Genomic DNA, 12945 nt, shown 5'->3' with positions numbered 1-12945 from the left:
AATTCTTGACGTTTTTTACTATAATTCCATAAAACATTGTAACTTTTTTATATGTATTTCGTTGTTATGTATGAAGGGAGGGAAATGTAGTGAAACGCAAACAATCATTAGAAGAAATTTACTCCGAACATATGCAAGATTTATTTCGCTATCTTCTCTCCCTAACCGGAGATTCCCACTACGCGGAAGATCTCATGCAAGAAACATTTTATCGAATGCTCGTCCATATTGACTATTATAAAGGAGAAGAAATTAGGCCGTGGTTATTTACGATTGCCTACAACGCCTTTATCGATTGGTATCGAAAAGAAAAAAGATATAAAACAACGACAGTTGAAGAATTCCATTTACCAAACGTACCAAGTACAGAGCACTCTTATTTCGTAAAACATGAGATTGCTAGTTGGTTAGACAGTTTATCTTCTCTTCCCCTTGAAAGACGAAATGTGTTACTACTACGAGATTACTACGGATTCTCGTATAAGGAAATAGCAGAAATGACCGGTCTCTCATTAACGAAAGTGAAAATTGAATTACACAGGGGACGAAAAGAGACGAAAAGCATAAAGGAGTGATAGGGATGGGTTGTACAAAGTTTAAAAAACTATGGGAGAAGTACGAAAACGGAACGCTCACGCATGATGAACAAGAAGAGTTAGAAAGTCATATTGAGACATGTGAAGAGTGTGAAGTTTACTTAGATGCGTTGCTTTCGAACAGTGAACCGATAAAGAAAAGACTACCACCACAAAATCTTAAAGTCCCGTTTTGGAAAATAAAATGGAAACAGCGTTGGCAAACCGTTAGTTTTGTCCTCGCTGTTTGTATAGCAATCTATTTTGTTGGTCATTTCTCATCTTCCTTTTACTTCTATTCGAACAATATGAAAAACTTAACTGAAGTAGATGAGATTCCAGCACTCGCACTAGAAGCGACAATGCCAAATAGTCGTTCCGCTGGCGGCAGTACAAAGATTAAACCCTTTTTCCGTACAGAAAATGAAATAAATTTATTTAAAACAGTCGGAAAAAAAGAGTTTCCAATTGGTACAGTAACAACGAGTAGTTTCTTATCATCTGTAGCTATCACAAATCAATCTTGGGCAAACACAGCCTATTCAAAAAAACTTGCCTTTGTTCACCCCAAAATCAAGCAAGTTGATCATTTGAAAGAATCATCTAAAAAAGTTTGGGATACACTTGGAAAAGTACATGAGGGAACCGTTGCAGAAGTAGCGATATCTTTTGACAAACCTTACACATTACAAGAATTAGAATCCCTTTTATATAGCGTATTTGAAGCACAAGAAATGCCACCAACTCCTGTATGGTATGCTTTAGACACAGGACAAGAAAGAATAAATGAAAATGATTTTATCTTGCATAGCGGAGAGGTTATTGGATTTCCTGAACATATAAATCTTCCTGAAAATGAAACAAAAAAGCTACACACAAAAGAAGATGAAGTAATCGAAATGATGCGTATTCTTTCTATAAATAAAGAAATTGTAAGTAAAACTACTTGGACTCGTCAAAAAGATCTAAACTTAGATAAGCGCTATCAGTATGTAAAAGATAATGGTGTAAAAGTATACGGCATTGTCATTACCGGCCCGTCAAAAGAGTTATTAAAATTACAAAACTCACCTCATGTTCGTTATGCGACTCTTGGAGATATTGAGGTTTGGAATTGGTTCGATTATTAATGAGAAAAGGAGAGCAAAGTGATGCTCTCCTTTTTTAATCCGAAATCACTTTCACATACATCCCTCTCACCGCTTTTTCATAAGCGATCTCACTCATCTGTTTTATTTTTTCCGATACGACAGACGATCGAACAACTTCACCTTCACGAAGTAACGGAGGATCAATAAGACGGACTTTATTTTTCTGATACAAATCGTAATCGTTTCTATCTTCTTTTACTATTACATTCGGATGAACTTTGCTTAATAAAGCATGCACTTCTGGCTCACTACATTGCTTCAATTTCGAAATTAGCTCATCATCTTCAAGAAGAAAATCATCTGCATGAATAACCCTTTTATGCAGAGCTAACTTTAACGTTTTCACTAACATATCATTTCCGTAAATATTCATTGGTTTCATAAAGAAATCGATTACTTCTTTGTAATACATTTCTGTAAACCATTCTGCTACTTCGATACTTTGAAGAACCATCTTCCCATCTACTGCGATGACATCCTCTAAAAATCTATGAACCTCTTCTAAAGAAGTATATCCGTATGTATACATATCTCGTAACGTATAATCCACTCGGTCTGCGCATAATTCGGGCGCTGACCTTTCCAGTAACGTCCACTTCGAATCATCTAACAAAATGTCCTCATAGTTATAACCATACTTTGAAAGAATCGCTGGAATTTCTGAGTTTTTCACGACAGAACTAAATATCTCTTCATGATAACTTTCATTTATATTATCAAAAACGTAATCAATCACATGAGAAAAAGCAGTGTGCGATACGTCATGCAATAAACCAGCAATTTGTTCTTCTACTGAACCACCGAGTTTCTTCACTAACAACATAACGCCCACTGAATGATCAAAGCGTGTTACATTCCATTTCTTATTTATTAAGTAGCTTGCACCATTTTGATGAATACCTTTTAGTCTTTGCACAGACTTACTTAAAATTAATTCTTCTACTACTTGATCCACTTCAAATTCTCCGTATAGTACATCTGATATGATCACTTATAATCCCCCTTTATTTTAGCCCTGTCTTATAATCGTAACTCTTTTGTGAAATTAGCACCAACAGAGATATTTATTGTTATTTGTTTTTATTGAAAAAAATAGAGAGCCGTCAGCTCTCTATTTTATAATCCTATTCAAACGTAACCTCCACCTGCACAATCTCCGACCTACTTCCAAGTCGAAGCGGTGGCCCCCAGAATCCGAAACCAGAAGAAACAATTGCGTGGAATGCACCTTTTTGTGCGTATCCCCAGTCTAGTTCGTACATTCTTCTCGTTACAATATGATTCGGCGCCATTTGTCCGCGGTGCGTGTGACCGGATAATAGTAAATCTACACCAGCATCCGCTGCTTGTTTTAATTCAAATGGTTGGTGATCCATTGCGATAACTGGCATCGATTTATCCACTGTACTCATAAGTTTTTCAAAGCTTTGGCGATCTCGCTCTGTTTTATCTCTTCTTCCAACGAGATGGAAGTCATCTTCAATGGTGATCACTTCATCTAACAAAATACGAATATCGATCTTATCCATCTCTTGTAAAAATTCTGGAACCGCTCGTCCGTAATATTCGTGGTTTCCTAACACACCATATACGCCTAGTGGAGCTGTCATTTGTTTCATAATATGTCCCATATTTTTTTGAATGAACACACCTGGATGATCATCTATAATATCACCTGGCAGTAAAATAATATCAGGCTCCATTTCATTTACATGACGGACAAGTCTTTTTAAATGCGAAACGCCAGATAATTTACCGAAATGCATATCAGAAGCCATCGCAATGCGTAAACTTTTACGTCCCTCTACTTTTTTCGGTATGTGCACCTCGTATTTTCTTACTACCGGGCTATATGCGTTAAATACCCCATATGCAAAGATAAAGATAAACGCAAGTAACACGGCCGCCCCTGTCCAAATAATTGCCGCTTCTTTCTCCACTGAAAACTGTAAAAGAAAGACCATAATATTAGCTAAAGGCAACAACATAAGCGCGTATTGTATGACCGCAAACCAAATCGAACCTATCGTCCGTAAAAATGGCAAGAACTTAAACACTTGCACGAGAATGTACGCATATGAAATAAAACCGACTACGAAAGCGTAATATCCCCAAGATTCCCAGCCAAATACCGCATGAAGCCAAACCCAGCCGTTCCAGCCGATGTAAAGCATAAGTAGTGTGTATATAATTAATATAGTAAATATATTGAGATAACGAAGATTCTTCACAACTAGCCTCCTTATTCATTTCTTCTATTATATCTTGTTATGCACGTTTAACGTAAATATTAAGCACAGCAATCTTCACAATAAAAACCTCTAACTGCTAGATGCACTTGATCATGATATTGCGTTTGTTGCGACGCAAGTTTGGGAGTTGATGAGGAGGAATATATAAACAATACAGCGACGATTCCCTTGATAAGGATTCATAAAATTTCATTATCCAAAACTCACCTATGCAATTATGCATAACCATCCCTCCCGTTTTATTTTCATGCTACGATATAAATGAAATACGACATATATCGACAAAGAATAATAGGAAGTGATTGCATGAAACGTTCTAAAACGTATTTAAAATGTTTAGCATTATCCGCTGTTTTTGCTAGTAGCGCTTTAACTCTTTCAACACCTGCTGCTTACGCTCAAACAACGTCACAAGTTGTAACAGATATCGGGCAAAATGCAAAAACACATACGAGCTATAATACATTTAATAATGATCAAACTGATAATATGACAATGTCTTTAAAGGTAACTTTTATCGATGATCCAAGCGCTGATAAACAGATTGCCGTTATTAATACAACTGGTAGTTTCCTAAAAGCAAATCCTACTATAAGTAGTGCGCCTATTGATAACTACCCAATCCCTGGCGCTAGTGCAACATTACGCTATCCTTCACAATATGATATTGCCTTTAATCTTCAAGATAACAGCGCCCGTTTCTTTAACGTAGCACCTACAAATGCTGTAGAAGAAACGACTGTAACCTCTAGCGTATCTTATCAACTTGGTGGTTCTGTTAAAGCTTCTGCAACGCCAAATGGACCTAGCGCTGAAGCGGGTGCAACTGGTCAAGTAACTTGGTCTGACTCTGTAAGCTATAAACAAACAAGTTATAAAACAAATTTAATTGACCAAACAAATAAAAAAGTAAAATGGAACGTATTCTTTAACGGATATAACAATCAAAACTGGGGTATTTACACACGTGATTCCTATCATTCTTTATATGGAAACCAACTGTTCATGTACTCTCGCACATACCTATATGAATCCGATGCAAAAGGTAATTTAATACCGATGGATCAACTTCCAGCGCTAACAAATAGCGGTTTCTCTCCTGGTATGATCGCTGTTGTTATCTCTGAAAAAAATACAGATCAATCTAACTTACAAGTCGCTTATACAAAACACACTGACGACTACCAACTTCGTCCAGGCTACACATTCGGAACCGCAAACTGGGTTGGAAACAACGTAAAAGACGTTGATCAAAAAACATTTAATAAATTGTTCACACTAGATTGGAAGAATAAGAAATTGGTAGAGAAAAAATAGATAAAGAAAACCGAACCGCGACTTAGATGGCAGTTCGTTTATTATTTAAATAATAAACTCTTTCACTCCGTTCAAGCACTCCTCATATCCAATTAGGTCATATTCTTATTTGTTACACGTATACTGTAAATAACCTGTGATATTTTGATTTCATTTTAATTAGGACAACAGACTCCTTCGTTTGTTGTCTTTTTACTCTGCATCAATTCACTTGCTGATATTCAGGCGCTGATAAATAAATTCCACCACCATTTTTAATTAATAAAAACGCAGTTTATAATTAAACTGCGTTTTTGCAACTTACAATGAAACATGCTATTCATATTAAAAAATTTCACGTGAAATAGCTTGTTCAGTATTCAACTATATATATAATCCTTAAAGTTTACATTCATTTATTCCCATTAAATTTAAAAGTATTAAAAAATGAAGTAAGCTGACTTTTAATACTAGGTATATATTCATAGGATTCATATATATAACAACTTAGTGTACTATCTCCTTCAATCTCTTTAAATCTAACTGAAATTTTGAAAGATGCATCAATATCCAAATGACAAGTTAAAGATAACTCATTTGATTCTGATTTAAAATGTACTGTTCCAGATCCCAAGGTATATATTTTTTGGAGGTCTTTGTAAAAGTGATATATATTGTTATTGTCAAAATAAAATGATGTCGTTTTCACTTTAAAACCAGTACAGCCTAGTTCGCATTCTCCTTTGAAATAAGCTCCACCAAAATAACTATCTCCTTCATCTGAAAAGTCAGTAATAACAACCTTGATGAAATTATCATCCTGCTCACCTATATGAAAACATTCCATTATTTACACCTCCTATATATATCCGCTTAGTTAGTAAATAACCAATTTAAACTATACTTACAAAACTTATACATTTATAAGTTCAGCTAATCTCTTATTGGTAATGAAAGTGTCTGACCTTTTTTGTTTTAGGGTTGTATACTACTTTTAGTATATATTTTTTATGTTTATATTTTCTTGGATCCCCATTATTAGGACGTTTTTTTTCTAACTTGTGCATATTAATTGAGTAACTATTATATCCCTTCGCCCCATCCTTACCTTTTTTCCCATGTACAATTGCTTTAGCTAAAATTTGTGTTGGGACATACCTTCCAGGCTCTCCCATATGTTTAGCTGCTGAACTATCAAAATTCATTTTTCTAGCTATTCTATTCGATCGATAGTTTTGTACCTTCTGATATACTCGTTTTACAGCTTTAAATTTCCCTCCACCAATAGCACCCTTAGCGGCTGCTTTAGCGACACCTTTCCATCCTTGACCTGATTTATAAGCCTTATAACCATCATATGCTGCAAATCCAGCATTTACTGCAAACCATACCCAATGCCCATCCGGATCGACATTCATCACCGGATTATTATCACCATACGTATACCCATTCATTGTAACCGGATCATCTTCATCACCCGGATCAGGATCCACCGATAAGAACACACCATGATCTGGATTATAGTAACGAGCAATCAAATAATACATGCCAATCTCTTTATCATACATGTATCCTGCATATCCAAATGGATTGTCTGCTGCGATACCTTTTGCGTCACTCTTTAATACGTTACCCCACGAATCGTACTCATATGTTGCTACAACTTCTCTATTTTGATCTGTCATCGCAACGACATCACCACGAGGGTTGTAGTGATAGTATAACGTTTGTCCTTTTGATTTCATTGCTAGGCGTATGCCACTTGTAGAGTATACATATTGACGTAGAACATTTCCACTACCATCCGTCTCATACAATGGGTTAATGCTGTCTCCATCATAGAAGTAACGTGTTACTTGACCATTTACATTCTTTTCAATACGACGGTTATTCTCATCATATTTATAAGTTGCAAATGCATTACTTTCACCTTGTTTCGTAATCGCTACAATCTGATCATCTTCATTCCATGTATACTTGTACTTTCCGTCTGATGTACGATTTCCATTTGCATCATATGTTAACGATTCGTTTCCGAATTTTACAAGTTGATTTCCTTCATTAAATGTTGCTGCTATAGATTTTGTTTCTTTTCCGTTCTCTACAACTTTCACACTTGTACGGTTTCCAAATCCATCATATGTGTAAGATTTACTTGTTCCGTTTGGTAGTGCTTCATTTAATAATTGGTTAATCGGATCATATACAAAGTTTGTCTCTGTTACTTTTCCGCCCACACCTTCATGTTTAATCTTCGTACGGTTACCTGATTGGTCATATTCATATCGTTCAGAAAGTAGAATACTATTTGATGTACCTACTACTAGATCTTTAATTTTGTTCGCATGGTCATAGTTGAAGGTAGAACCTGAACCATTACCAGCTGTATACGTACGAACATTTCCTTGATCGTCATAATCAAAGCGATACGTTTGAGAGCCATCTGTCACACGTATGTTTTGATCTAACGTGTTGTAGTCATATGATACTTTATTTGTGTATCCACCTTGCGTTACTGTTTGTTCTTTTAATTTTTCTGTCTTACTGTTTGCTTTGTCGTGATATGCCCAGTCAACTTTCCCGCCTCGGCTATCCGTTGCACTTGTGACACGGTCAGCCTTATCGTATGTTTTCGTGCGTTCTACACCATTGACGTTGTCTTTTACTTTCGTAACTTGTCCATTTTGATCACGTTCGAATGTAAATGAATCTTTTCCGTTACGCTTTTCACCAACGACGCGATCTGCTGTATCATATACCGATTCTAGAATCGAGCCATTTGGCATTTGTGTTTTAATCTTGTTTGCATTTTCATCGTACGTATTTTCAATACGACGGTTTAATGCATCGATATACACTGTATTTTTATTATCTACATCATATTCATATTTGTGTGTTTGCGTTTTCCCACCAAACATGACAGATTTCTCTGTTGTATTTCCATTATGATCATAACGATAATTTACAGAGGTACCATTTTTTAAGGTAACCTTCGTTAATAGATTATCTTTGTTGTAATCATATAGTTTTGTATTTCCTTTTTCATCTATTTCGCTCTTTTTATTTCCTGATGCATCGTATGTGAATGTATTCTTCTGTCCTTCTTCATCATACGCAGCAACAACATTTCCGTCGTTATCGTACTCGTTTTTAATAAGGGCGTTACCTTCTAGTAAACGAATATTATCGAACCAAACTTTTCCTTTATTCTCTCTTCTAAATAGAAGGTAGACTTCCATACGCTTAATTGGTTTCGTGGCAGGAATGACAACCGCACTACGATTCCAATCATTTGTACCACTTGGGAATTTCGCCTGATAGTTCGTACCACTACCATCTTGATAATAAACATCTGCCCAAATAGAGTAATCTCGTGAGAGTTTATCTGGTGCGGTATTTTCTACATTCTCAGATTTAGACATCCCTGTTAATGTAATTGTTTCTGCTTTTTGTTGGTTTAATGTGATTTTTGTACTATAGCCAACATCTGAACCACCATATTGATTACGTACAATCCCAATAGAAGCATCGCCTGTAAAACTATCATGTGATGTATCTTTTGGATCACAGCTTGTTGCATCTCCTCTATACCACCCGGGGATACAACCTCTATCCGTCATATTCTCTACACTACTATTTTCAATCGGATTAAAACTAGAAGAGACCTCTCCTTTTTCCAATTGCATCTTATCAAACCAAACAGAACCACTTGAATCTGCTCGATTATAATCAACTTGTAGATATACTCTAACTTTTTTTGTTTGGCCTGTCGTCTTAAAAGTTACTTGACGATTCGTCCAATCTTTTTCGCCCTCTATCCTGTTATGACGTGTATCAAACCAATTATTTCCACCTTCAAGTGGATTTCCATCTTCTTTTAACAACTGAACATTAAAGAATGCACCAGCATGCGTTAACGATGTTTTCATCATCCCACTTAATGTATATGTTGTATTGGGTTCTACTACAATATCTTGAATCGCACTATGGTATCCCCAACCAGCGTTTTGCGCTTTTACTGTCATTTGTAACGATGAAGCTCCGCCCAATCCACCAGGTGCAAAGATTGCATCTTTTTTCAATGCCCCTTGACTATTTCCTTTTTCTTCTTTCCATCCATTCGTTATATCCATCTCAAAGCTTGGATTTTGAATCAGGTTTTCCCCTGTTCCTAACTCTCTAGTTGTTTCAATTGGATTTCCAAATTGATCATACTGCATGAAAGATGATGTATTTGCTGCTTGGTCTGTTTCAGATACTTCTGTGTTTGCTCCTTTATAAGCAACTGTTGTTTCACGATTCTCATTATCTGTCGCTTTAACAATCCCATTATCTTTATTGTACTCAAACTTCTCAGTTCCCATTTCATCAGTAACAGAAGTTACATTCCCGTTACCATCATAGGTCGCTGTTTCTGTTTGATTTTTAGGAGTTGTTGTTTTTACTAAATTATTTGCATTATATTCATACGATGTCGTTAAATTCAGACGTCCCACATCTTCAACTGTTTTCACTGGATTTCCAGCATCGTTATACGTATAAACAGTTTTACGACCTTTAGGGTTCGTTAACGTAACTTCCTTCGAACCTGTATTATATGCAAGTGTCGTAGCTTTCCCTAATGGGTCCGTCACTTTTACTAATCTATTATTCTCGTATGCATACGATGTTTTATATGGTTTTGCATCTGTATGTTGCGGGTCATAAATAGCTGTCAGTACCCCATTATCATATCCATACTTATATACTTTTCCTTCTGGTGTTGTAGAAGAAACGAGTAAATCACCATCGTACTTAAATGTAATCGTCTTGTTATCTGGGCCGATTACACTTGATACTTTCTTATAGTGTTCATCATATTTCAGTACTAATTCTTTTCCTGAGGCATTCTTTATTTTTGATAAACGGAACTCATTATCATATTCATAAGTTGTTGTATTTCCGTATTTATCTTTTACATACCCGATCCCTCGTAAATCTGTATGATGATAGAAAGTAACTGTTTGATCGCTATCCTTTACTTCATAACCACCTGATACTTTCTTAATTTCTAAATATACACCAGTTGGTGCTTGGTACGTATTTTCACCAGTTTTAGTAAAAGTAATATCTGCACCATTTGCAGTATGTAACAGTAAGTTTCCCTCTGCATCTGGCCAAATTTTCTCTTCTAAACTACTGTACCACCCTTTACCAAACAAACCTATATGACCTAATTGACTATTATAAGTTCTGGCTAAGGAAGCATCTGGACCACGACCAGATAAAGTCATATCCTTTTCTTCCATTAAGAAGTTCCCATTAAATGCATTTACCTTTCCATTTAATACCGGAATTGATGCCCAGTAATCAAACATCCCCATAAATCCAAAGTCTTGAGAGAATTTAGGTTCAAAAGAATCCGAAAGCCCACTTTCAGGGTGCCCCGATTGATTATACGCTGTTACACGGAACCAATATTTTGTAAAGCCACCATACTGCCCACCTGAATTTCGATATACTGGCGATGGATCCATTGCCAGTTCTACACCTTTTTTATCATGATGAAGTAAAAACTGACCTTTTGCAATTTCATCTTTTGTAGGCCAAATTTTTTGATTTTGTGTTGTCCAGTTGGTTGTATTCCCTACATCAAAGGCCTCATAATCTTTTCCGTTAAATATCCAAACTTTATATCCAGATGCTTCAGGAACTGGCTCCCATTTCAATGTCACATATCCAGTTGCCTTATCGGTCGCATTAATATAAGCTGAACCACCTGGCTTTTTCACTTGTTCTAATGGAATAGTTGGAACTACTTCATCTGAAAGTGGACTATCGCCAAATGGATATGTCGCAACAATACGAATCCAATAACCACGTCTCGCGCTATAATCTCCATATGGGCTGCCTGCTAAATGAGCATTTTTATAAATTGGCCCTGGATTAACTGGTGCTTCTCCACCACTACTTGTACCGTCTGTATGGAACTCAAATTCCCCTTGTGCAATTTCAGCTGGCGTCGGGAAGATTTTTTTATCTTTTGTCGTCCAACTAGTCACATTCCCAACAGGAATATATTCATAATCATACCCATTAAAAATAGCAACTTTATAACCTGTTGCTCCTGGAACTGCATCCCATTGTATATTGAAGTGACCTGAACCACTACCACTACCATTTGAGTAAGTTTGTACTCTTGGCTTATTCGGTTTTGCGTAAGAATATTTCACTTCTAAGTACGGTGCATTTGCTCCGTTTTCAGCTGCAATAAATTTCTTCCAATGGTTTTGTCCATTTCCGTTTGCATGTAGCTTAAAGCCATTATTTTGCTTTGTGCCTTCCACCCATGCTTTTACTGTATTTGTTACGTTAAATTTTGCCCATTGTCCTCTTGTTACATCGGCATGCGCAATATTTGCAGAGTTCGGTTTATTATTCCAGTTCACTCCGCCAACATTCCAGCTACCTGTCACTTCATCTAACCAAACACCATTTGGTTGATTCGCATAATAATGCCAAACTGTATAGGCATGGAATGTTGCATCTTCAATCTTTGCACCTTTTAAATTTGAAACATTTGGCTTAACAAATGCAAAGTTTGTTCCAGATGAGCCATCATAATACCCAACTTTTAACGTGTAAGCATTTTGACCTGAATCCCAAAGTTTTCCTCCTGAATAATTGACAGTTGGATAGGCACTTGCAGCGTATGCATTTTCAAAGTTACCTAGTTCAACAGAAGGATCTACATATACCGGATATTTTCGCTCTGGTGCTTGTAACCACTGCGGGTCTGCAGTAACAGTTAATGTATATGTCTTTCCATCTGTTTTCTCAATATTGTAACGAACCGCATCTGACGTTACAGCCTCACCTGATTGTTGATCCACATTTGAATCGTTCATATACGGTTTCGGTAATGTGAAGACTTTTTCTTTTTTCTCATTTTGGAAGTCGATTGAACCATCTTCCTGTAAGCTCGGTGTTAAATCTGTTTCTAATGCAAAATTAAAAATGTGATGTCCTGTATATTCACGTAATACAAAATCTTCTTTTACGTTTTCATTAAACGTCGTACTCTTTAAATCAATATTCGGGAAAATCCCTTTATACCAGACTGTATTATTTTCATGTGTTGCATTAACTGGTGACGGCTTCACTTCACCTTTTTCACCATTTGCACTCATTAATTTATACTGAATAGTATGATCTTTTACTTTAAATTGAACGTACTTTCCATCTTGTGCTGACTTTTCAAATTCTGGTTCTAATGTTGTATTTTCTGTTACAATTTTTTCATTTGGTGCTTCTACTAATTTCGGTGAAACCTCTTCTAACTTTCCATCTTTCTCAATATGAATCGGTTCCGTATATACCTTTTTCGTATATGTACCATCATTATTATCGAAAACTTTTTCGGTTTCCGTTCTTTCTTCTACAATCTCAGTCGGATTTGCCTGTGCTTTAGCCTTATCCTTCTTTAACTGATCTGGATGTGGAGCTGGTAACTCCTTTTCCTCTTTCTTTTCTACTTCTGGACTTTGTTCTGAATTTGGAGATGGTGTAAACGGTGGTGCCGTTTCTGCCAATCCATTCAGTGGTATGGAGGTAACGATTAATGCAACTACGATAAGTTGAATTAAGTACCTATACCATTTCTTTGCTTCCATAAACTCACCTCGCTGAAAT

General features: G+C 36.2%; 7 protein-coding genes. 3 read left to right on the top strand and 4 right to left on the bottom strand.

Features of this window, described 5'->3' with window-relative positions; genetic code table 11:
- Positions 1 to 89 precede the first annotated feature (89 nt).
- Positions 90 to 575, top strand: coding sequence for an RNA polymerase sigma factor (locus J0835_RS05800; protein ID WP_087979747.1), 486 nt, complete (start codon positions 90 to 92; stop codon positions 573 to 575).
- A 5-nt stretch (positions 576 to 580) separates the two neighbouring features.
- Positions 581 to 1705, top strand: coding sequence for an anti-sigma factor (locus J0835_RS05795; RefSeq protein WP_087979746.1), 1125 nt, complete (start codon positions 581 to 583; stop codon positions 1703 to 1705).
- Positions 1706 to 1739: 34 nt separating this feature from the next.
- Here the strand turns inward: J0835_RS05795 and J0835_RS05790 are convergent, their stop codons facing one another.
- Together J0835_RS05790 and J0835_RS05785 are read right to left on the bottom strand one after the other, a co-directional pair.
- A complete protein-coding gene (locus J0835_RS05790) occupies positions 1740 to 2717 on the bottom strand; it encodes an HD domain-containing protein (protein WP_087979745.1) in 978 nt (325 codons plus the stop codon).
- Positions 2718 to 2850: 133 nt separating this feature from the next.
- Positions 2851 to 3957, bottom strand: a complete 1107-nt coding sequence (locus J0835_RS05785; RefSeq protein WP_087979744.1) for a metallophosphoesterase — start codon at positions 3955 to 3957, stop codon at positions 2851 to 2853.
- Between the two features lie 327 nt (positions 3958 to 4284).
- Between J0835_RS05785 and cytK2 the strand changes: the two genes are divergently transcribed.
- Positions 4285 to 5295, top strand: coding sequence for a beta-channel forming cytolysin CytK2 (cytK2, locus tag J0835_RS05780; RefSeq protein ID WP_087979743.1), 1011 nt, complete (start codon positions 4285 to 4287; stop codon positions 5293 to 5295).
- A 391-nt stretch (positions 5296 to 5686) separates the two neighbouring features.
- Here cytK2 and J0835_RS05775 read toward each other — a convergent pair whose 3' ends face one another.
- Together J0835_RS05775 and J0835_RS05770 are read right to left on the bottom strand one after the other, a co-directional pair.
- On the bottom strand, positions 5687 to 6121 hold the full coding sequence (locus J0835_RS05775) for a WapI family immunity protein (protein WP_087979742.1): 435 nt from the start codon (positions 6119 to 6121) through the stop codon (positions 5687 to 5689).
- Positions 6122 to 6215: 94 nt separating this feature from the next.
- Complete coding sequence (locus tag J0835_RS05770) at positions 6216 to 12926, bottom strand: DNRLRE domain-containing protein (protein ID WP_140386696.1); 6711 nt, start codon at positions 12924 to 12926, stop codon at positions 6216 to 6218.
- Positions 12927 to 12945: the final 19 nt, after the last annotated feature.

This window comes from Bacillus cereus group sp. Sample62 (assembly GCF_036851315.1).
GTDB classification, from domain to species: domain Bacteria; phylum Bacillota; class Bacilli; order Bacillales; family Bacillaceae_G; genus Bacillus_A; species Bacillus_A wiedmannii.
Note: the sequence above shows the minus strand (reverse complement) of the source record. Positions and strands in the feature narration are given on the sequence as shown.

Excerpts from the sequence above, each read along its gene's own strand:
- cytK2 (WP_087979743.1), top strand. The coding sequence starts at position 4,285 with ATGAAACGTTCTAAAACGTATTTAAAATGTTTAGCATTATCCGCTGTT.
- J0835_RS05795 (WP_087979746.1), top strand. The coding sequence starts at position 581 with ATGGGTTGTACAAAGTTTAAAAAACTATGGGAGAAGTACGAAAACGGA.
- J0835_RS05775 (WP_087979742.1), bottom strand. The coding sequence starts at position 6,121 with ATGGAATGTTTTCATATAGGTGAGCAGGATGATAATTTCATCAAGGTT.
- J0835_RS05770 (WP_140386696.1), bottom strand. The coding sequence starts at position 12,926 with ATGGAAGCAAAGAAATGGTATAGGTACTTAATTCAACTTATCGTAGTT.